The 19,556-nt window shown below is 64.5% G+C and carries 19 protein-coding genes; 6 read left to right on the plus strand and 13 right to left on the minus strand.

What is annotated here, in order from left to right:
• Positions 1 to 7 precede the first annotated feature (7 nt).
• The 7 genes from WN72_RS16475 to WN72_RS16505 form a co-directional block, all read right to left on the minus strand.
• Positions 8 to 2,497: a GAF domain-containing sensor histidine kinase gene (locus WN72_RS16475; protein WP_167380910.1), complete on the minus strand. Its 2,490-nt coding sequence runs from the start codon at positions 2,495 to 2,497 to the stop codon at positions 8 to 10.
• Positions 2,498 to 2,591: 94 nt separating this feature from the next.
• Positions 2,592 to 4,226: a thiamine pyrophosphate-requiring protein gene (locus WN72_RS16480; RefSeq protein ID WP_092217128.1), complete on the minus strand. Its 1,635-nt coding sequence runs from the start codon at positions 4,224 to 4,226 to the stop codon at positions 2,592 to 2,594.
• A 108-nt stretch (positions 4,227 to 4,334) separates the two neighbouring features.
• Positions 4,335 to 7,271: an ATP-binding protein gene (locus tag WN72_RS16485; protein WP_244553793.1), complete on the minus strand. Its 2,937-nt coding sequence runs from the start codon at positions 7,269 to 7,271 to the stop codon at positions 4,335 to 4,337.
• Between the two features lie 145 nt (positions 7,272 to 7,416).
• Complete coding sequence (locus WN72_RS16490) at positions 7,417 to 7,839, minus strand: putative quinol monooxygenase (RefSeq protein ID WP_244553792.1); 423 nt, start codon at positions 7,837 to 7,839, stop codon at positions 7,417 to 7,419.
• Positions 7,840 to 7,915: 76 nt separating this feature from the next.
• Entirely contained in the window at positions 7,916 to 8,761 is an 846-nt protein-coding gene (locus WN72_RS16495; RefSeq protein WP_092217191.1) for a VOC family protein, read from the minus strand.
• A gap of 93 nt (positions 8,762 to 8,854) precedes the next feature.
• On the minus strand, positions 8,855 to 9,868 hold the full coding sequence (locus WN72_RS16500) for an aldo/keto reductase (protein WP_092217126.1): 1,014 nt from the start codon (positions 9,866 to 9,868) through the stop codon (positions 8,855 to 8,857).
• Between the two features lie 53 nt (positions 9,869 to 9,921).
• Positions 9,922 to 10,677, minus strand: a complete 756-nt coding sequence (locus tag WN72_RS16505; RefSeq protein ID WP_244553791.1) for an alpha/beta fold hydrolase — start codon at positions 10,675 to 10,677, stop codon at positions 9,922 to 9,924.
• Between the two features lie 339 nt (positions 10,678 to 11,016).
• On the opposite strand from WN72_RS16505, the gene WN72_RS16510 reads away from it, so the two are divergent.
• The 6 genes from WN72_RS16510 to WN72_RS16535 all read left to right on the plus strand — a co-directional run bounded on the left by WN72_RS16510 (position 11,017) and on the right by WN72_RS16535 (position 16,602).
• Complete coding sequence (locus WN72_RS16510; RefSeq protein WP_092217124.1) at positions 11,017 to 11,952, plus strand: helix-turn-helix domain-containing protein; 936 nt, start codon at positions 11,017 to 11,019, stop codon at positions 11,950 to 11,952.
• Positions 11,953 to 12,037: 85 nt separating this feature from the next.
• Positions 12,038 to 12,502 carry a (2Fe-2S)-binding protein gene (locus tag WN72_RS16515; RefSeq protein WP_167336520.1) on the plus strand — a complete coding sequence of 155 codons (465 nt, stop codon included), beginning with the start codon at positions 12,038 to 12,040 and terminating at the stop codon, positions 12,500 to 12,502.
• Position 12,503: 1 nt separating this feature from the next.
• Positions 12,504 to 14,759 (plus strand): xanthine dehydrogenase family protein molybdopterin-binding subunit, encoded by a 2,256-nt coding sequence (locus WN72_RS16520; protein ID WP_092217123.1) that lies wholly within the window; start codon positions 12,504 to 12,506, stop codon positions 14,757 to 14,759.
• Between the two features lie 9 nt (positions 14,760 to 14,768).
• Complete coding sequence (locus WN72_RS16525) at positions 14,769 to 15,413, plus strand: hypothetical protein (RefSeq protein ID WP_092217122.1); 645 nt, start codon at positions 14,769 to 14,771, stop codon at positions 15,411 to 15,413.
• Between the two features lie 115 nt (positions 15,414 to 15,528).
• Positions 15,529 to 16,206, plus strand: a complete 678-nt coding sequence (locus WN72_RS16530) for a type 1 glutamine amidotransferase domain-containing protein (RefSeq protein WP_092217121.1) — start codon at positions 15,529 to 15,531, stop codon at positions 16,204 to 16,206.
• 90 nt (positions 16,207 to 16,296) lie between these two features.
• Complete coding sequence (locus tag WN72_RS16535) at positions 16,297 to 16,602, plus strand: putative quinol monooxygenase (protein ID WP_092217120.1); 306 nt, start codon at positions 16,297 to 16,299, stop codon at positions 16,600 to 16,602.
• 14 nt (positions 16,603 to 16,616) lie between these two features.
• On the opposite strand, the gene WN72_RS16540 is transcribed toward WN72_RS16535, so the two are convergent.
• From WN72_RS16540 to ku, 6 genes are all read right to left on the minus strand, one after another.
• Positions 16,617 to 17,021, minus strand: a complete 405-nt coding sequence (locus WN72_RS16540; RefSeq protein ID WP_347337482.1) for a hypothetical protein — start codon at positions 17,019 to 17,021, stop codon at positions 16,617 to 16,619.
• 190 nt (positions 17,022 to 17,211) lie between these two features.
• On the minus strand, positions 17,212 to 17,376 hold the full coding sequence (locus tag WN72_RS16545; RefSeq protein ID WP_027558809.1) for a Flp family type IVb pilin: 165 nt from the start codon (positions 17,374 to 17,376) through the stop codon (positions 17,212 to 17,214).
• Positions 17,377 to 17,569: 193 nt separating this feature from the next.
• The gene (locus WN72_RS16550) at positions 17,570 to 17,752 is read right to left on the minus strand and encodes a hypothetical protein (protein WP_092217119.1); all 183 of its coding nucleotides are present in this window, start codon (positions 17,750 to 17,752) and stop codon (positions 17,570 to 17,572) included.
• Between the two features lie 82 nt (positions 17,753 to 17,834).
• Positions 17,835 to 18,038: a hypothetical protein gene (locus tag WN72_RS16555; RefSeq protein ID WP_092217118.1), complete on the minus strand. Its 204-nt coding sequence runs from the start codon at positions 18,036 to 18,038 to the stop codon at positions 17,835 to 17,837.
• A 17-nt stretch (positions 18,039 to 18,055) separates the two neighbouring features.
• Entirely contained in the window at positions 18,056 to 18,292 is a 237-nt protein-coding gene (locus tag WN72_RS16560; protein WP_027558811.1) for a hypothetical protein, read from the minus strand.
• Positions 18,293 to 18,351: 59 nt separating this feature from the next.
• A complete protein-coding gene (gene ku / locus WN72_RS16565) occupies positions 18,352 to 19,332 on the minus strand; it encodes a non-homologous end joining protein Ku (protein ID WP_092217117.1) in 981 nt (326 codons plus the stop codon).
• Between the last annotated feature and the right edge of the window lie 224 nt (positions 19,333 to 19,556).

The raw sequence follows: 19,556 nt of genomic DNA on the forward strand, positions 1-19,556 counted from the left end.
CTCGCGGTCAGGGGGAGTCCTTGCCTCCGTCCGGGAAGCTGCTCTTCCGCGGCAGCAGGATCGTGAACTCCGTGAACTTGCCGGGCTCCGTCGCAACGTCGATCGTGCCGCCATGCTGCTTCACCACGATATCGTGGCTCATCGACAGTCCAAGGCCGGTGCCTTCGCCGGCGGGCTTGGTGGTGAAGAACGGATTGAACATCTTCGCCTTCACTTCGTCGGGGATGCCGATGCCATTGTCGCGGATGCGGATCTCGATGCGGTCGCCGCGGTCGCGGGTGGTCGCCGTCACCACCGGCTCGTAACCGGCGGCGCCGGTGTCCGCCTTGCGGCTCGTCACCGCATAAAATCCGTTCGAGACCAGGTTCAGCAGCACCCGCGTGATCTCCTGCGGGAAGACGTCGGCGGAACCTGCCGCCGGATCGAGCTCGCGTTTCACCGTCACGTCGAACTGCGGCTTCTCGGCGCGCGCGCCGTGATAGGCGAGGTCGAGGCTCTCTTCGACCAGCGCGTTGATGTCGCTCTCGCGATGCTCGCCGCCGCCTTCGCGCGAATGTAGCAGCATGTTCTTGACGATGGAATCGGCGCGCCGGCCGTGTTGCACGACCTTGCCGAGATTGTCCTTCAAGAGCCCGGTCAGTTCCTCGATCTCGTTGCGGACATCGTCGGCGAGCGGGACCGGCGCCAGCGCCTCGTTGAGCTCGTCGGTCAACTCGGACGAGAGCGAGGCAAAATTGTTGACGAAGTTAAGCGGGTTCTTGATCTCGTGCGCGATGCCGGCGGTGAGCTGGCCGAGCGAGGCCAGCTTCTCGGTCTGGATCAGCCGGTCTTGCGCAGCGCGCAGATCGTCGAGCGATTTGGCGAGCTCGCGCGTGCGATCTTGCACCTCGTTGAACAGGCGGGTGTTCTCGACCGCGATCACGGCCTGGTCGGCGAAAGTCTTGAGCAGGTTGATCGCCTTTTCAGGAAAATGACCAGCCTCAGGCCGCGTCACGCCGATGGTTCCGATCGCAACGCCGTCACGCAGCATCGGCACCACGAGAATGCTGCGATAGCCTCGCGTCCGCGCCAGCTCCTTCATGGCCTCCGTGAGATCGGGCTCGTTCTGCATGTCGCTGCGGAACGCATATTCGCCGCTGGTCGCCACCCGGCTGTGAATGCCCGACGACCACAGTGATGTCGGAAACGAGCTGAGCAAGTCCTCATTGCCGGCCTCGTTGTCGGTGCTGAAGGCGGCCAGATGCAGCATGCCGCCGATCACGCGCGTGACCGCGGTGGAATGCCCGCCGACCAGCACCTTGGCGCTGTCGGAGATGGCCTGGAACACCGGCGTGACGTCGGCCGGCGAGGCCGCGATCACCTTGAGGATGTCGGCGGTCGCGGTCTGCCGCTCCAGCGCTTCCCTGGTGGCGTTGAACAGGCTGACATTCTTGATCGCGATCACGGCCTGGTCGGCGAAGGTCTGAAGCAGCCGGACGTGATGCTCGTCGAACGTTCCTATCGCACGGCGCGTGGCGATGATGACGCCGATGGCCTCGCCCTCGCTCATCAGCGGCGCGAACAGCATGCTGCGATAGCCGCGGGCGCGCGCGATGTCGCGCGCGGCTGGCTCGAGCTCGGTGTCCGGCAGCTGCGCCGCACTGCCGCCCGCCACGAGGCGGTAAGGCGGGAACTGCGCGAACGGCACCGGAAATGATGCCTGGAGCACGCGGTCGCCGGCCGGATCGGTCGGGGTGAAGGCGGCAAGATGCGCTGCGCCGTCGATATAGCGCAGCACCGCGGTGGAGAAGCCGCCGATCAGGCGGTTGGCACTGGCGGCGATAGCGTCGAACACCGGCTGCACGTCGGAGGGCGAGGCGGCCATCACCTTCAAGATGTCCGCCGTGGCGGTCTGCCGCTCCAGCGTCTGCTGCGTCTCGTTGAACAGCCGCGCATTCTCGATCGCGATCACGGCCTGGTCGGCAAAAGTCTGGAGCAGTTGCACGAGATCGGGCGCGAATGCGCCGACCTCGGCGCGGGTGACGCTGATCATGCCGACCGGCGCGCCGCGGTTCATCAGCGGCATGAACAGGACGCTGCGGAAGCCCCGCAGCCGCGCGAGATCGCGGTTGAGCTGCGGGACGTCATCGGCTTCGCTGTCGGGAAACTGGATGGTCTCGCCGCCGTGCACCAGCCCGAAGGTCGGAAACTCCGTGATCTTCCGCGGAAACGAGGCCATCAGTCCCGCGTCCGCCTCCGGGCTCGTCGGCGTATAGGCGACGAGATGCAGCTCGTCGCCGATGAATTGGAGCACGGTGGCGGAGAAGCCGCCGAGCAGGCGTTTTGAGCTGGATGCGATCGCCTCGAACACCGGCCGGGCGTCGGAAGGCGAGGCCGCGATGGTGCGCAGGATCTCGGCGCTGGCGCTCTGGCGGTCGCGCGCGCTTGCAAGCTCGCTGCGCAGCCGGGCGTTCTCGGCAGCGAGCGCATCGGCGACATCGTTGGAAGGGTTGGTCATTCGCATTCCGGCCTGATGCCGCGACCTGCGCGGCACCAGGGCGGATTATCACATCTCCTGCGGCCGGAGCCAGCGCCCGCAGCGAGGCCCGGCCTCACGTGCCCGGCCGCGACACCTCGGTCTCCTTGCTGGTGATGAACTCCAGCAGCACGGGAATGCCTTCCTGCGTCTTCTGGATGCCGCGCTTGATCGCGGGGATGATGTCCTCGGGCCTCGTTACCCGCTCGCCATAGCCGCCGAAGGCGCGCGCCATGGCGGCGTAGTCGCCGGAGATGTCGGTCGAGCGATATTTCTCGGTCGAGACCGGCATCACCTTCAACTCGATCGCCATCGAGAAATTGTTGAGCAGGATCGACATGATCGGGATGCGCTCGCGCACTGCGGTCTCGAAGTCCATGCCGGTGAAGCCGATGGCGGCGTCACCCCAGACATTGATGCAGAGCTTGTCGGGCTTGGCGAGCTTGGCGCCCATCGCGAGCCCCAGGCCATAGCCGAGCTGCGTCGTCTTGCCCCAGCCGAGATAGGTGAGGGGTTCGACCGATCTCCAGAACGGCGAGAGCTGGTCGCGCGGACTGCCGGCATCATGGGTGATGATGGTGTTGTTGATGTCGACGGTGTGTTGCAGGTCCCACAGCACGCGATAGGGGTTGAGCGGCGCGTCATTGCTGGTCAGCTTCGGCATCCATTTCGCCAGCCACTCCTTGTGCGAGGCCGCGATCTCGGCCGCGACCGCGGACGCATCGCGATCCGCGGTGACAGTCTTGCCGATCTCCTCCAGCAGCGCATCGAGCACGAGCCCGGCATCGCCGACGAGGCCGATCTTCGCCTCCACATCCTTGTTGAGATGGTTCGGGTCGAGCGTCGAATGGATGATGGTCTTGCCCTTCGGCATCGCGATGCCGAAATTGGTCTCGGTGAAGGAGCAGCCGATGCCGAAGATGACGTCGGCCTCGGCAAGGAACTTCGGCACCGCGCGCGGCACGGCGAGGCCGCCGGAGCCGAGCGACAGCGGATGCGTCTCCGGAAACGACGATTTGCCGCCGAGGCTGGTCGTGACGGGAATGGCGAGCCGCTCGGCGAGCCGTTTCAGCTGCGGCCAGGCCTGCGCGTAATGCACGCCCTGGCCGGCATAGATCACCGGCCGTTTGGCATTCACGAGCAGGCTTGCTGCCTCCCGCACATGCACAGGGTCAGCGCCGTAGCGGGTGCGCAGCACCGGCGTGTAGTTCAGCGGCTCCGGCACCTCCTCGTTCCACATGTCGGAGGGGATTTCGACGATCACAGGGCCGCCGCGGCCGTTCTTCAGTTTCGTGAAGGCGCGGCGGAAGATGTTGGCGACCTCCGCGGCCAGGATGATCGGCTCGGATGATTTCGCGAACGGCTTCATTGCCTCGCTGGAATTGAAGTTCGGCTCGATATGCGACAGCCGGCGCTGATAGCCCATCGGCAGCACCAGCACAGGCACGGATTCGCCATAGCACTGTGCGACGCCGCCCATCGCGTTCTCCGCGCCGGGACCATGCTGCATGCAGAACGCGCCGATCGTGCGTCCCGACGTCAGGCGCGAGATCGCATCCGCCATGTGGATGCCGACGCGCTCCTGCCGCACCATCACCGGGCGGATCTCGGCCTTGGCCGCATGCTCGATCAGATGATTGACGGGATAGCCGCAGAGGATCTCGATCCCCTCGCGCCTCATGATTTCCGCAATGGCGGTGCCGAGCTTCATGGCGTCTCTCTCCTCAGGCAGAGGCCGGTTGATCCGGCCGGTTGAGGAGAGAGGATCAGGAATTCCGGGAAGGGTAAAGCACGCGCGGCAGGCGCGGCGGTAGGCCAGCTATGCACCGCGAGCGTGCACCGGTCCCTGCTGGCGATAGTGGCCGCAGGCGCTCGCCGTTGGCCGCACGCCTCGCAACAGGCGCGAGGCGACAACCAGGTCCGGCGTCTCGAAGCCCTCGGTGAACTCGTCATAAATCGGCGCGAGCAGTCGGATGGCCCTGGTCTTGCGGCCAGTCGCGACCCAGTGCGCGGCGAGATCGGTGCCGATCCGCAACTGGAATGTCATCGCTCCTATGGCGCGCGCTTCGGTCAGCGCCTGCTGTAGCCGCTGCTCGGCGCGCAACGGCTCGCCGGCGTGGAGAAGGACCGCTGCCTCGACCCTTTGAAGTTCCGACCGGCACCAGCGCTCGCCCTGACGTTCCTGATGGTCGATCGCCCGCGTGATGACCTCGCGCGCCTCCGCGATCCGCCCCTGCCGCAGATAGGCGCGGGCGAGGACCGCGAGATAGCTGCCGATCCGCATCAAGAAGCGACATTCGATCAGTTCGTCGATCGCGGCGCGAATATCCTCCACCGCGCGCGGATCGCCGCGCAAGTCACGAAGGCAGGCGGAGAAATAGCGCTCGACCGGGACCCAGCGCGAGATGCGTTCACGTTCCAGGTTGCGACGCAGCCGCATCGTGAAGCCCTCGAGCGCATCCAGATTGCCGGTTTCGAGCGCGACAGGAAGTGCGGCAAGCCCCAGCGCGTTCGATTGCGACACCCAATGGCCGCCGCGGTCCGCGGCGTCGACCGCGTCGCGGGCCAGCCTCGCCGCGTAGTCGGCTTGCCCTTGCATCCACGCCACGAACGGCAGGTTGAAGCGGACGGTGATGAACCGGTAGACCTCGTTCGCATCCTTGCGCGAACGGCCCTCGGCCAGCGAATAGGTTGCCGCGAGACGATCCAAAACCGGGCGGCTCTTGCCCAACTCGCCGGCAAAGGCGCGGGCCCAGGCCAAGGCCCGGTCCGCTTCGGACGTTGCCGTCAAATCGCGGTGGCGGTCGCGGTCGGCCAGCGCGGTGGCCTCCTCGAGATGGGCTATGGCGCGCGGGATCTGGCCGATCTGCAACAGGTAAAAGGCAAAACCCACCAGCGCACGCTGCTGATACTCGATGCTGCCGGCCCGCCGCGCAAAAGCGATGGCATCGAGCCAGGCCACCTCGTTCTCATTCGACATGTTGCGCGCGTAGAACAGGCTCCATCCGAGGGCGCAGGCGAGCTTTGCCTTCGACAGATCGCCGCAGGCGGCGGTCTTGGCCAAGGCGAGCGCATCCTCCAGCCGCGCCTGCGCTTCCGACAGGATGGAGGTTTCCGACCACAAGGTGATCGCCGCAACTGTGAGCCTGATTCCGAGGGCAGCATCACCTTGTTCGCCGAACGCCCATGACAGCGCAGCGCGCAAGTCGGCGATGCGGCCAAGGTAGCGCTGCGTCCAATCGGCCGGCTCGCGCCAGTTCCACTCCTCCTCGGACCGTTCGAACAGCGCGAGGACGCATTGTGCATGGCGGCGCAGTGCCTGGTCGCAGGCCGGATCGGCCTTGCGCCGCTCGGCGGCATACCGCCGTGTGCTGTCGAGCAGCCGGTAGCGCAGGCTCGCGCCCCGGGCCTGCGCGCTCAACAGCGATTTCGCGACGAGGCTGCCGAGGCCCGTGGCGACGTCGACCGGCGAGAGCCCTGCCGCCTCGGCGACGAAAACCGCGTCCTCGGCGTCGAAGGCGTCAGTGAACACCGACAAAAGGCAAAACAGTCTCGCTTCCTTCTGCGACAGCAGACGGAAGCTCCAGTCGATCGTTGCCATCAGGGTCTCATGGCGCGGCGGCGTGCCCTCGGCGCTGGGGGCGCGAAAACCCAGCTTTTGATCGAGCAGCGCCACCAATTCGCGAGGATTGAACCTGCCGATCTGGGCCGCCGCCAGTTCGATCGCCAGCGGAAGGCCGTCGAGCGATTGGCAGATCGAAGCGACGTCCTCGCAATCGTCATCAGCGAACTGATAGTCCGACCATTCGGCGGCGCGACGGACGAACAGCTGCACCGCCGGGAATCTCAGGGCCTCATCGACGGTCAGGGCGAGCCCGGATCGCGGTGAGGGCAGCGAACCAAGCCGCACGACATGTTCGGTGGCGGTGCCGAGCGGTTCGCGGCTGGTCGCGAGCAGCCTGGATGGCGAGGTGTCCGTCAGGAATTTGCCGGCAAAGATCGTTGCAGCGGGGAGCACATGCTCGCAATTGTCCAGGATGAGCAGCATCTGCCGCGGCCTCAGATAGTCGAGGGCCGCAGCCAGACCGTTGTCGGTATTGCCTCTGATGCCCAGTGCCGTCACCAGGGCTGCGCCGAACAGCGTCGGATCGGAAATTGTCGCGAGGTCGACGAAGCAGACGCCGTCCCGGCAGTGTGGCGCGTAGGCCCGTGCGGCCGCGACGGCCACGGTCGTCTTGCCGATCCCGCCTGCGCCAGCAAGGGTCACGTGCCTGTTGTCGGCCAACAGGTCGGCGATCTCGACGATCTCGGTTTCACGGCCAACGATGCCGCGCAACAATGGCGGATTGGGCAAGGGGAGGGGATCGGCGTGAGCCAGATCGTCCTCGATCTCGCCGATGCTGATTTGCACGTCCGCGATGAACTTGTACCCGCGGCGCGCCACAGTGGCGATGTAGACGGGCTCGATCTGGGTATCCCCCAGCGAGCGCCGCAGGCTCCACATATTGACCTTGAGATTGCTGTCGTGGAGGAAGGTGCCCGGCCAAGCCGCCGCCATCAGCTCATTCTTGCTGACCAGCTCGCCGCGGCGCTGCACCAGCAGCTGCAAGAGCTCGAATGCACGCCCGCCCAGTTTGACGGGGCGCCCGTCGAGCAGGAGGAGCTGGCGGCTGGGAACCAGTCGGAAGGGGCCGAAGCAGTACGTGAGTTCCTGCCGGCGTGTGCCCCGTTGCCGTGTCTCCGTGGCAGCCCGCATTGATCATTGCCAATCGATCGAACAGATCGTCTGCAATTATCATGCGCTGTAAACTTGTTGAAGTAAGCCGTTCTGAATTCGCACGATTGCTGCGGCCATTCGGCCGCAGGATGGCTGCGGCAAAACGGCTCGCGCGGGGTTTCGGCTATTTTTTGGGCTTGCCGAGAACGGCCATGTGCATGACCTCGACACCGCCATCGGCAAGTTCCGGAAGCTTGGCGAACCAAGTCTGCACATAGGGCATCGCGTTATGCGCGTCGAAATCGGCCTGGCTGGCGAACACCTCATAGAAGATGAAATGACCGGGTTTGGCACGGTCTTCCTGGAGAAAATAGACCAGGTTCTTGGGATCGCCGCGAACGAGGTCGATCAGCGGCAGTGTGGCGGTGCGCAATTCGTCTTCCTTCCCTGGCTTGGCGCGGACCTGGGCCACCACCGAATAGGCGCCTTCCGGAATCTCCTGATAGCGCACACGCGGGGCTTCCTGGGCGAGGACCGGCGCCGCCGTCATGGCCATCGAGGCAGCGAAGAGCAGGGCGCCGAGCGAATTGCGGACGAGCATTTGCATGATGAAGTCTTTCACATTGAGATCATGGGCGCTTTGCCAGGCGACCAGCGGAAGCCGGTCGCCCGAGGTTTGACGGTCAGCGCACGATGGTCTGCTGCCGCTTTGCCAGGGCCTCGCTGAAACGCTGCTTGACCGGGCCGAGCGCTTTGACGAATTCAAGCTGCTCGCCTTCCGGCCCCTTGCAATAGATCAGCTCCCAGCCGTTCGAGGGTTCCGCGGCGACCCGGTTCGTGTTGGCGCTGCGGGGAGCGGCCTTGCGGTCCGCTTCCGTCATGACGCGGATGGTGCGGTTCGCTCTCACCTGCGTCATGCCGCGGCGCGCGGACTCGGCTTCGAGGTCGGCGATGAACTTGTTGAAGTCGACGTCGTCGCGAACGTAGAAGCAGATGTGCATCATGCGCGGAAACGCCGGGCTCATGTGCTCCACCGGCTCGGCAAAGCTCTTCGCACTGCCCATCGGCTGATCGGCTTCGCGATATTGCAGCAGTTCGAGCACCATGTTGTCGAACTGGATGAAGCGGACATCGAGCCGCTGCGCTCCGCTTCTGAGGTCGGGAACGCCGATGGTCCTGGGATTGACCCCGCGCGCGTTCGCCTCGATCTCCTGGTCGGCCAGCAGCGTGTTCTGCACGCCGTCGCCCTGGAAATCGCCGTGACGGAACACTTCGGTGCCGCCGAGCACCTCCGTATAGAACTGATAGGCCCGCTCCATGTTCTGGACCGTCAGCCCGAGATGCTGGACGCCCTGGAGTCGCGCGCCGAGCGGCGCCTCATCGCGCGCGGCTGACGACATGGCGTCCTGTGCCGCGGCCCGCGCGTCGGTCGCCGTGCCGGCGACGAGGCCGGTGACGACGGCTGCGCCGGCGGTCTGGAGCAGGGTGCGGCGACCCATGTCGGTGGCTTTGTCTGCTTCATCTGTCATGTCGCTCTCCTTCGTCATCAGGTAGGTTGGCGTGTGTTGTCCTTCCGGCCGGAGCAGCGCTCGGCCGGGCTGAGTCCGCTGCGCTCCCGCGCTTCAATCGGCCGCGGGAAGCGGGGCCGCGGGGTTGACCAGCCCCTCCGAACGGAGCTCGCGCCAGAAATCGGCGGGGATGGCTTCCTCGAGCGCAGCGCGATCCTCGGCGATGCGGCCCGGGCGGCTCGCACCGGGAATGACCGCTGCCACCACCGGATTGGCCAGCGCGAACTGCAAGCCTGCCGCTTTCATGCTGATGCCGTAGTGGTCGGCGATGGCCTTGATCCGCGACACCTTGTTGAGGATTTCCGCAGGCGCCGGCGCATATTCGAAGTTGGGACCGCCGACGAGTGCGCCGGAGCTGTAGGGGCCGCCGACGACGATCGCGAGCTCGTGCTCCGCAACTATCGGCATCACCCGCTGCAGCGCCCTTGCATGGTCGAGCAGGGTGTAGCGGCCTGCGAGCAGGAAGCCGTCGGGGCGCGGCTCTTCGAGCGCGAGCAACAGCTCGATCGGCTCGACCCGGTTGACGCCGAGGCCCCACGCCTTGATCACGCCCTCGTCACGCAGCCGGTCGAGCGCCTTGAACGCGCCCTTGCGCGCGGTCTCGAAGACCGAAAGCCATTCGTCGCCGTAAAAATCCTGCGCGACGTCGTGCACGAAGGCGATATCGATGCGGGATGTAGCGAGCCGCTTCAGGCTGTCCTCGATCGAGCGCAGCGTCGCGTCCCGGGAATAGTCGTTCACGATCTTGTTCGGGCGGCCATATTTGAAGACGCCGCCCTTCTCGCCGAGGTCGCGGGCGCTGACATCCTCGATCTCGTCCAGGATCAATCGTCCGACCTTGGTGCTGACGACATAGTCGCCTCGCGGCCGGCCTGCGAGCGCAGCGCCCATGCGGATCTCGGCAAGACCCGCGCCATAGAAGGGCGCCGTGTCGAAGTAACGGATGCCGTCATCCCAGGCTGCGTTCACCGTCGCCAGGGCTTCCTGTTCCGGGATGTCGCGGAACATGTTGCCGAGCGGCGCCGCACCGAAACCCAGCTTTCCCGGCAGAATTTCCTTGAGAGCCATGTTGCGAGTCCTTCTGTGACAGCCGATACGATCCGTGTACGGCGCGGCCGATCTTAATCGGCCGCGGACGTGTCCGCACTTCTGATGAACGCCGCGACCTCGCGCGGGTGCGATAGCATCACCGCGTGGCTGCTTTTCATCTCCGTCACCTTCGCGCCGGAGCGCTTGGCCATGGTGCGCTGTGCCGTCGGCGGGATCATGTGATCCTCGCTCGTCACCATGTAATAGGTCGGCTTCGTCTTCCAGGCCACGCGGTCGACCTTGGTCTGCACCGCCTGCAATCCCCACGGCAGTTGTGCGGCGCCCATGAAGCGGGTCGTCGCCGCGTCGACATCGGCCGCGAAAGAGGTGGGGAATTTGTCGCGGTCGACGAGGAGATAGTTGTCCTCGGCGACCAGCGGAGCCTTGTGCTCGCCGGCGGGCACCGGCGCTTCCGCCAGCGTGCTGACCGATTCGCCGGCGTCGGGCGCAAATGCCGCGAGATAGACGAGGCTGCGAACCTTCGGATTGTCGCCGGCTTCCGTGATGACCATTCCGCCATAGGAATGTCCGACCAGAATGACCGGATGCCGCGCCTTGGCGATCACGCGTTCGGTCTCCGCGACATCGTCTCGCAGCGAGATCGTCGGCTGCTGGACGACGAGCACCTCATAGCCCGCATTCGAGAGGATATCGTAGGTGTCCTTCCAGCCCGAGCCATCGACGAAGGCGCCGTGGACGAGGACGATGGAAACGGTTCTCTCGGCCGCGACCGCGGGAGCGGCCACTGCGATCGACATTGCGGCAAGTGCGGAGATAAGAGTCTTCATACCAGGCTCCGATCCTCAATACGGCGGCATTGCCGTTGATGCGCGCTTCACTAGCGCTCGCGAGCACTGCGGTATTTCCGATTCCTGCGCGATGACCGACGCTTCTTGCTCATTCGCGAAGAGATCAGCGTTCGACGCCAACTGCGCCGCGCGCCAAGCCTTTGCTTTGCCTGCCTTTTACCTCTTTTAACCGAGCCGCCTCTGGACTTCGTCATCGCCGCTTGTGAGAAATTCGGAGATCGGCGTGGCAGCGGCCGGGGGCTGCAACTCATCACCGGATGGAATGATCGCGCGTTCGCGATACGGGGCCGGAATTCGCCGCAACTTGCGGAGGTCGTGATGGCGCTCGTGACGCATGGAGATGAGAAATACAAGAACAGCGAGAAGCTCGCAGCGGCGGGCGATTGGCCGGGGCTGAGCATCGAGCATCGCAGGTTCGAGGCGGGGCGCCAGGCAACGCCCATCCCCATCTGCACCGAAATCGTCATGGTGCTGTCAGGCGGCGGCATGGTGTGCCGGGCCGGCAACGGCGAAGTCCAGAAGAGTCTCGCGCGGCCGGGCATGAGCTACCTCGTTCCCGTGGGGACGCAGGAGAGCCATCTCGAACTGTCGGACCGAATGGAATGCCTTCATCTCTATCTTCCGCCGGCGCTGCTGGACCAGAGTGCGCTTGCGGACTTCGATATCGATCCGGCGAAAGTCGAGATCGCCTACGCCCACGGTCTGGCGGACCAGGTGCTCTTCCACATCTGCTCGCCGCTGCGCGATCTGCTCCATCGCCCGCGCCAGCCGACCGACGCGCTGTTTGTGAAGGGAATCCAGGTTGCGCTCGCGGCACATCTTCTCGCGAATTATACGATCGACCGCTGGCGCGCGCCGGACAAATCGCCGTCGCTCGACCCGCGGCGCCTCCAGCGCGTGCTGGACTATATCGAGGCTTCTCTCGGCAGCGATATCAGGCTTGAGGATCTGGCGGCCCAGGCCTGCCTCAGCCCCTATCATTTCTCCCGGCTGTTTCGCGAGGCGACCGGATTGTCACCGCACCGCTATGTGACCGATCGCCGCGTCCAGGCTGCCCGGCACGAGCTCGCACGCGACCGTTTGTCCTTGGTCGAAATCGCGCTGGCGTTCGGCTTCGGCTCACAAGCCAATTTCACGCGCGTGTTCCGCAAGGCCGCAAGTCTCACGCCGGGGCAGTATCGCGAATTGTGCTGCGGCCAAGCCGACGTGAAGGCAGATCGTTCCGATGCGGTATTCCGCAGGGATTGCGCATGATCTCGCAGGAATCGGAAATACGCCTCGGAGTCCATGAGGCAGTGCTGTTGTGCCGACCAGATGATCCGCGAGGAGATAGACCGACATGATCGAGCTCACGGTGAACGGGATCAAGCGCCAGGTGGACGTCGTTGCCGAGATGCCTCTGCTCTGGGTGCTGCGCGACGAGCTCGGCATCACCAGTCCCAAATACGGTTGCGGGGTCGCGCAATGCGGTGCTTGCACCGTGCAGATCGACGGAATGGCGGTCCGGTCCTGCCAGGCGCATATCGGCGAGGTCGCGGGCAAGTCGGTCGTCACGCTCGAAGGGCTGGAGAAGAGGGAGCAGCACCCGGTTCTCCAGGCCTGGATCGAGCACCAGGTTCCACAATGCGGCTACTGCCAGACCGGCCAGATCATGCAGGCCATCTCCCTCCTTGATCTGATCTCCCAGCCGACGGACGAGGAGATCAATCAGGTAATGTCCGGCAATCTCTGCCGCTGCGGCACCTATCCGCGCATCCGCGCGGCGATCCATGCGGCTGCGGCGAAGAAGATGGCGGAGAAGTGACATGGGCCACATGCAGACCCTTTCGCGTCGGGCTTTCGTTTTCGGCTCCGCTGCCGTCGCCGGCGGCATTGCTTTCGGTGCCTATAGTCACGCTGAGGCGGCCGCGCCGAGCGCCGATGGCAATCCGCTGGCTGCGGGCCTCGCCCCGAACTCGGTGACCTTCAACCCCTGGGTCGAGATCAGCCCGGACAAGATCACGCTGATCGCGCAGCACGCCGATATCGGCCAGGGCGTCGGCTCGGTGCAGCCGATCATGATCGCCGAAGAGATGGACCTCGATCCCGGCCAGTTCGAGATTCGCTTCGCTGGTCCCAGTCCCGCCTATTTCAACACCGGCTTCGCCGACGAGTTCGCGCCGTTCGTCGCAGCGGACCAGAGTCCGGCCGCCGAGGAAGCGCGTGCCAAGACGCTCGAATGGTTGAGACAAGCCGGCCTGCAAATGACGGGTGGATCGAGCACGATTCCGGACACCTATCAAAAGCTGCGCGTTGCCGGTGCGGTCGCGCGCGAGACGCTCAAGGCCGCTGCGGCCAAGCGTTCGGGTGTCGCCGTGGCCGACCTTCGCACCCAATCCGGCCATGTGATCCTGCCCAACGGAACCAAGATCGCCTATGTCGATCTCGCCGCGGACGCTTCAAAAATTCCGCCGGTGCTAGATGCACAGCCGCGCGACCCGTCAAAATGGCGCATGCTCGGCAAGCCGATGATGCGGCTCGACGTCCGCTCGAAAGTGATGGGCGAGCTGAAGTTCGGCATCGATATGAAGATGGACGGCATGCTCTATGCCTCCGTCAAGCTGAACCCCAACAAGGGGCAGCCGCTGAAATCCTACGACGCGAGCAAGGCGCGCGCGATGCCGGGGGTGAAGCAGATCCTCGAGATCAAGAATGGCGTTGCGGTGATCGCGACGAACAGCTGGTACGCCATGAAGGCGGTCGACGCCATCGCTTGCGAGTGGGCGCCCTCGGTCTATCCCGCCGAGCAGGCCGACCATTGGAAGGTCCTGGAATCCTCGTTCAAGCCGGAATTCCTGGGCAAGGAGTGGAAGAAGATCGGCGACATCGAAGGTGGCCTGAAGACGGGCACGCGCGTCGAGGCCGAGTATCGCGCTCCTTACGTGGCGCATCAGCCGCTCGAACCGCTGAACGGGATCGGCCTCGTCACCGACAAGGGCATGGAGATCTGGGTCGGCCACCAGAGCCCTCGCTTCGTGCAATATGTCGCGGCGACGGCGATCGGCCTCAAGCCCGAGCAGGTCACCTTCCACAATCAGTGGACTGGCGGAAGCTTTGGCCACCGTCTCGAGTACGAGAACGTCCGCGTTCTCGCCGAGATCGCCAATCAGATGAAGGGAATGCCGATCAAGCTGGTGTTCTCGCGCGAGGAGGACTTTCTCCAGGACATTCCGCGGCAGATTGCGATCGCCCGGCACCGTGGCAGCATCGACAAGGGCAAGATCGTCGCGGCCGACCTGCAACTGGCCTCGACGACCCCGCTCAAGGGGCTGCTCGAACGTTCGGGCACACCCTCGAAGGATCCCGACGGGCAATTGGCCGCCGGCCTGTGGAACGTCTATTACGACATCCCCAATTTCCGCGCCACGAGCTTTGAGGCGCAGGGACTTTCGCCGAGCACGACGTGGCGGTCGGTCGGCGCCTCGACATCGGGCTTCTTCACCGAAAGCTTCATCGACGAGCTGATCCATGCCGCGGGCCATGATCCCATGAGGGGGCGCATCGCGATGTGCACCGTGCCGCACTATCGCAAGGTCCTGGAGACGGTCGCGGAGATGTCGGACTGGAAGGGACCGCTCGGCAACGGCCGAGGCCGCGGCGTCGCCTTCGTGGAATCCTTCGGAACGCCGGTGGCCGAAGTGGTCGAGGTGACGAAGACGGACCGCGGCATCAGGATCGACAAGGTCTGGGTCGCGGTTGACGTCGGCAAGGTCGTCGATCCCGTCAATTTCGAGAACCAGGTGCAGGGCGGCGTCGTCTGGGGCCTTGGCCACGCCATCAATTGCGAGCTCACCTATGCCAAGGGCGCGGTGCAGCAGACCAATTACAATCATCACGAAGCGATGCGGATCTACCAATGTCCGGTCATCGAGGTGCGCGGGCTCGAGAACGATCCGAAAGTGCGAGGCGTCGGCGAGCCGCCGGTTCCTCCTGCCGCGCCCGCGCTCGCCAATGCGATCTTCGCGGCGACCGGACTGCGGATCCGCGAAATGCCCTTCAACAAGTTCATCGATTTCGTGTGAGGATCAGCGATGAAGAGGTCTCTGATTGCGCTCGTCATCGCCGCGTCCACGATCGCGGCTCTCACCGGAATTGTCGCGGCCAAGGACGAAGGTGGCAAGGAAGGCGCCAAGGACGTGCTGCCGGCGGGCAGCGTCAGCCGCGCCGAAGGGCTTTTGGCCTGGAAGCGGATTGAAGCGGTGGTGACGCATCCGCGCTGCGCCAATTGCCATGTCGATGCCAAGGCGATCCCGATCTGGACGCCGGCAGGGGAAACAAAACCACGCGTGCATGGCATGAACATCCATGGCGGCGAGAGCCGGATCGGCGCGGAGGCGATCCCGTGCTCGACCTGTCACATGACCTCGACCCAGGCGAACGAGCCGGCACCGTCGCCGCCGCGCGCGGGCATCGACTGGCAGCTCGCGCCGGTGGCTTTCATCTGGTTCGGCAAGAGCGGCGCCGAGATCTGCGCGCAGCTGAAGGATCCCAAGCGCAATGGCGGGCGCGATGCCGCCGGTCTCCTCGATCATCTGCGCCACGATGCGTCGTTGAACGGCTTCATCCCCCGCGGCTGGTCGCCCGGCGCAGGCCGCTCCACGCCACCGGGCACCTTCGAGGATCACGTCAAGGACATGGCCCTGTGGGGGGCCGCGGGGCAGCCCTGTCCGGAGTGAGGCGTTCTCTGCGTCGCGTCAACGCGATCCCAATGGTGGGGACCGCATCTCGACGGCAAAGTTGTTGGTCGGCCAGCAGTGGTGCTCTGGCCACCTGAATGCAAAGGAGTAACCCATGACCCAACATGTTCTCTTCATCGTCACCAACGCAGCCGTGCTCGGTCCGCATAATCGCAAGGTCGGCTTCTTTTTCGCCGAGGTCGCCCATCCTTTCGAGGTGCTCGACAAGGCCGGCGTCGCGGTGGAGTTCGCGTCCCCGGCCGGGGGATGGACGCCTTACGATGCGTACGACGAGAAAGATCCCGCTCAGAAGGAGTTCCTCGCGAGTAAAGCCTTTCGTCGCCTAAATCACAGTCGCAGATTGTCCGAGGTGGATGCCGCCGACTACGACGCCATCCTGGTGCCCGGCGGTCTTGGGCCCATGGTGGACATCCAGCGCAACGCAGCGGTCCAGAATGCCATCGTGCGCGCCTGGAGCACCGGCAAGCTCGTCAGCGCTGTTTGTCACGGGCCGTGCGCGCTGCTTGGCGTTGACCTTGGTGACGGTACCCCTTTCGTGCGCGGCAAGAAGCTAACGTCCTTCTCGAAGAAGGAAGAGTACGACTACGCCCGCGAGGATGTGCCTTACGAGCTCGAGGACGCGTTAAGGGCGGAGGGCGCCGAGTACTCGTCTGCGGCCAACTGGCAACCTCACGTCGTCGTCGACGGCCGGCTCATCACGGGGCAGAACCCCGCTTCGGCCGGACCGCTGGGAAAAGAGTTGCTGTCCGCCCTCAAGCGACAGGACAGTTGACGCGAACATCTGAAATTTGGAGTGGACGCAATTCGCGAGGGGGCTCGGCATCTCCCAAGCCGCGCTTGCCCTCGCATCGGGAGCCGTCGAATGACGCAATCGCCATCCAAGATTACCGCTATCCTGGTTGCTCGCCCGGGCAAGTCCGCTGAACTCAGGGCACTGCTTGTCGGCATGGCACCGCATTCCAGGGCCGAACCTGGCAACCTGCACTGGGATGTCTGGCGCGACATATCGAATGAAGATCGCTACGTTCTCGACGAGCTGTATCGGGACGTTGCGGCCGTGGAAGCTCACCGAACCACGCCGCATTACCAGGCCTACCTGGCCAAAATTCCCGAGCTGGCTGATCGGACGGCCGTGGTCTTGGAAGCGGTTGAGTTTGGGGACCGGTGAACGGTGTCAGCAACCTATTTGCAGTTCTTGCAGATCGTCAGCTTTCGTCTCAACGCCTCATCTTCCGGATCGAACGAGTCCGGGTCCGTGGAGCCATTCTTTGCCCCGCGTGACCGGGCGGGCGGCGCCGCCTGCCGCGGGGTGTCGTTATCCTCAGTGCCGACGCTGAAGCCATCGTAGTCTGCGGCGGGATTGGGCGATGCCGGAAACCCGCCGATCACGGGCGCCGAAGGTGCTGCGCCGGGCGCGGTCACCAAGGCTGGATCGCGCTTGGGCCGGGAGTTCCTGGCGCTCGCTGGCGGCGATGCTTGTGGCTGCGACGCTTGGGGCGGAGCAAGCGAAACTGGCGGTGCGGTCTGTGCTCTCGCGCCGTCCTGCGACCACAGGCCGACAAACGCGAGGCTGACAGCCAGGACCATCGTGCGTCTCATCGGCATCCTCAAACAACCTTGGTTCAATGATCGACAGCATGATGGTTCGCGCCACGCCGTGCTGAAGAATATCAGCACCCAAATGGCTGCCAAAGGTGACGGAAATGGGGAGTTTGCTTCGCTCTACCCGGGCGGCGGCGAGCGTGCAGGGGGGCGTCGCGTCAGGCCACAGCGGCCATTACTTCATCGCCGAGCTGACCGAGTTGAACTTGTTGTTGAGGAGCGCACTGCCGGTGTTGTTGACGATGGTGACGATCGCGAGCGCGATGCCGGCGGCGATCAGGCAATACTCGATGGCGGTGGCACCATTTTCATCGGCAAGAAATGACCTGAGCAAAGTCATCGTCAACTCCTGTTCATCCGTCCAACGTAGGCTGGCGCCGTTTTCGGAATGGTAAATTGATTCACTAACTTTCGGGGGCGCGTGCGCGCGCAAAAGGCCAGGCGGGATGCTTCCTGCCTGCGGCCATATACGATGCCATTCGTTGACTTAAGGTTTCATCACCGGATTTGGCTGGATTTGATGCTGTCTCCGCTCAGGACGTGATCGAGCGCCCCGGCGCGGCCTTGCCGGAGCGTTTCAGCACAGCGGCAAGGCGCCCGACCAGATAGCTCATGACGCGCGGCTGCGACTGCGCGGAGCTGCCGGCGAGGCGCTCGTCCTCGGCCGTGTCGTTGACGAGGCCGATGTAGTTCTTTCTGGCGTCCTGCTGCGGCACGGGTGCAACCCCCGGATTCAATCGACGGCGCAACCATGCTCTGCGCAGCGGGAATCGAAGGTTAATTTTGTCTTCCGTAGGATTACGTGGTGTCCTCCGAGAGCAGGCGAAAACCACGATGCGGGCTTAACGGATTGTTGAGGCTGTTCGCCGGCCAGGCGGCGAGCGACGCGTGCGCAGAATCCTGCACGCGACACAGCGCATAAAGCATGATCCGGAAAAGTGCGAAGCAGTTTTCCGAAAAGATCATGCTCAAACAACAACCTAAAGCGCGATGACGATTCATCCCAATCTCATCGCGCTTTAGCTGCGGCCGGCGTCCGCGTTCAGCGCCCGCAACATCGCGATGCGGGCGAACATCATCCAGCCGCCGCCGGTCTCGGCCGCATGGATCAGCGTCTCGATCGCGGTCTGCCAGTGGGGGGCATGCTGCGCGTCCTCGGGCAGCCGCATGATGTGATCGGCCGCCTCCTGCAGCGTCAGCAGCTTACGCCCGCCGCGCAAGGCAATGGGTTCGTCGAACGCCGCCGACCAGGGCATGTCAGGCCGGCCGATCGGCGAGGGGAAAGATCACGGCGCGATGCGACGGTGTGATGCCGCTAGCCGGCCTTCTTCGCCCGCGCCGGCGCGCGCACCGGCTTGTCGGCCTTCCTCGCGGGCTCCTTCGCCGTCTTCGCAGCAGCGTCCTTGCCGCCCTTGCCTGATATCGGCAGCAGCATCTCGCGCTGGCCCTCGACGCGCTTCTTCGGCTTCTTGCCCTTGACCGCCTCCTTGGCGACCTTCGCCGCGGGAGCTGCATCCTTCTCGTTCGCGATGCTCTTCTTCAGCGCGTCCATCAGGCTGATGACGTTGCCGCCGGTCTTTGGCGTTGCCTTCGCGGTGATGGGCATGCCGCTGCGCTTCTTGTTGATCAGGTCGATCAGCGCGGTCTCGTAATGGTCCTCGAACAGCTCGGGCTCGAACGCGGCGGACTTCTTCTCCACGATGTGCTTGGCAAGGTCGAGCATGTCCTTGGTCAGCTTCACGTCCTGGATGTCGTCGAAATATTCGGTCTCGCTGCGGACCTCGTAGGGATAGCGCAGCAGCGTGCCCATCAGGCCGCTCTCGAGCGGCTCCAGCGCGATGATGTGCTCGCGGTTGGTCAGCACCACGCGGCCGATCGCGACCTTGTCCATGCTGCGGATGGTCTCGCGGATCACCGCATAGGCGTCGTGGCCGACCTTGCCGTCGGGCACGAGATAATAGGGGCGGATCAGGTAGCGGTTGTCGATGTCGGCCTTCGGCACGAACTCGTCGATGTCGATCGTGTGCGTGGAATCGAGCGCGATGTCGTCGAGCTCGTCCTTGGTGACCTCGATGTAGGTGTCGGTGTCGACCTTGTAGCCCTTGACGATGTCCTCGGAGGTCACCTCGTCACCGGTCTCGGCATCGACCTTCAGATACTTGATCCGGTGGCCGGTCTTGCGGTTGATCTGGTTGAACGAGACCTTCTCGGTATCCGAAGTGGCCGGATACAGCGCGACCGGGCAGGTCACGAGCGACAGACGCAGAAAACCCTTCCAATTGGCGCGGGGGGCCATGGGCTACTCCAAACGCAACGGGGACAGCAGACAAGGATACCATCGGGGAACACCGAATCATAGCAAGGCGCGACGTGGAATCTTGCAACTGCGTTAACCGGCCATTGGGCGTGCGGTTGCGCCTCAGTCCGCGGCAAAAGCCGGAACATCATTTCGGATCGAGCGTTGGCTCCAGACACAGAGCTGCGACATGGTCGCCGGCTATCGGGGGCGACATCCAGAGA

It is taken from the genome of Bradyrhizobium arachidis (assembly GCF_015291705.1).
Taxonomy (GTDB): domain Bacteria; phylum Pseudomonadota; class Alphaproteobacteria; order Rhizobiales; family Xanthobacteraceae; genus Bradyrhizobium; species Bradyrhizobium arachidis.

What these genes read in the sequence shown, in the direction of transcription:
- WN72_RS16475 (WP_167380910.1), bottom strand. Translation starts at nt 2,497, where the DNA reads ATGACCAACCCTTCCAACGATGTCGCCGATGCGCTCGCTGCCGAGAAC.
- WN72_RS16545 (WP_027558809.1), bottom strand. Translation starts at nt 17,376, where the DNA reads ATGACTTTGCTCAGGTCATTTCTTGCCGATGAAAATGGTGCCACCGCC.
- WN72_RS16490 (WP_244553792.1), bottom strand. Translation starts at nt 7,839, where the DNA reads ATGCAAATGCTCGTCCGCAATTCGCTCGGCGCCCTGCTCTTCGCTGCC.
- WN72_RS16495 (WP_092217191.1), bottom strand. Translation starts at nt 8,761, where the DNA reads ATGACAGATGAAGCAGACAAAGCCACCGACATGGGTCGCCGCACCCTG.
- WN72_RS16535 (WP_092217120.1), top strand. Translation starts at nt 16,297, where the DNA reads ATGACGCAATCGCCATCCAAGATTACCGCTATCCTGGTTGCTCGCCCG.
- WN72_RS16520 (WP_092217123.1), top strand. Translation starts at nt 12,504, where the DNA reads ATGGGCCACATGCAGACCCTTTCGCGTCGGGCTTTCGTTTTCGGCTCC.
- WN72_RS16510 (WP_092217124.1), top strand. Translation starts at nt 11,017, where the DNA reads ATGGCGCTCGTGACGCATGGAGATGAGAAATACAAGAACAGCGAGAAG.
- WN72_RS16505 (WP_244553791.1), bottom strand. Translation starts at nt 10,677, where the DNA reads ATGAAGACTCTTATCTCCGCACTTGCCGCAATGTCGATCGCAGTGGCC.
- WN72_RS16530 (WP_092217121.1), top strand. Translation starts at nt 15,529, where the DNA reads ATGACCCAACATGTTCTCTTCATCGTCACCAACGCAGCCGTGCTCGGT.
- WN72_RS16485 (WP_244553793.1), bottom strand. Translation starts at nt 7,271, where the DNA reads ATGCGGGCTGCCACGGAGACACGGCAACGGGGCACACGCCGGCAGGAA.
- ku (WP_092217117.1), bottom strand. Translation starts at nt 19,332, where the DNA reads ATGGCCCCCCGCGCCAATTGGAAGGGTTTTCTGCGTCTGTCGCTCGTG.
- WN72_RS16540 (WP_347337482.1), bottom strand. Translation starts at nt 17,021, where the DNA reads ATGGTCCTGGCTGTCAGCCTCGCGTTTGTCGGCCTGTGGTCGCAGGAC.
- WN72_RS16515 (WP_167336520.1), top strand. Translation starts at nt 12,038, where the DNA reads ATGATCGAGCTCACGGTGAACGGGATCAAGCGCCAGGTGGACGTCGTT.
- WN72_RS16555 (WP_092217118.1), bottom strand. Translation starts at nt 18,038, where the DNA reads ATGAATCGTCATCGCGCTTTAGGTTGTTGTTTGAGCATGATCTTTTCG.
- WN72_RS16500 (WP_092217126.1), bottom strand. Translation starts at nt 9,868, where the DNA reads ATGGCTCTCAAGGAAATTCTGCCGGGAAAGCTGGGTTTCGGTGCGGCG.
- WN72_RS16560 (WP_027558811.1), bottom strand. Translation starts at nt 18,292, where the DNA reads ATGCCCTGGTCGGCGGCGTTCGACGAACCCATTGCCTTGCGCGGCGGG.
- WN72_RS16480 (WP_092217128.1), bottom strand. Translation starts at nt 4,226, where the DNA reads ATGAAGCTCGGCACCGCCATTGCGGAAATCATGAGGCGCGAGGGGATC.
- WN72_RS16525 (WP_092217122.1), top strand. Translation starts at nt 14,769, where the DNA reads ATGAAGAGGTCTCTGATTGCGCTCGTCATCGCCGCGTCCACGATCGCG.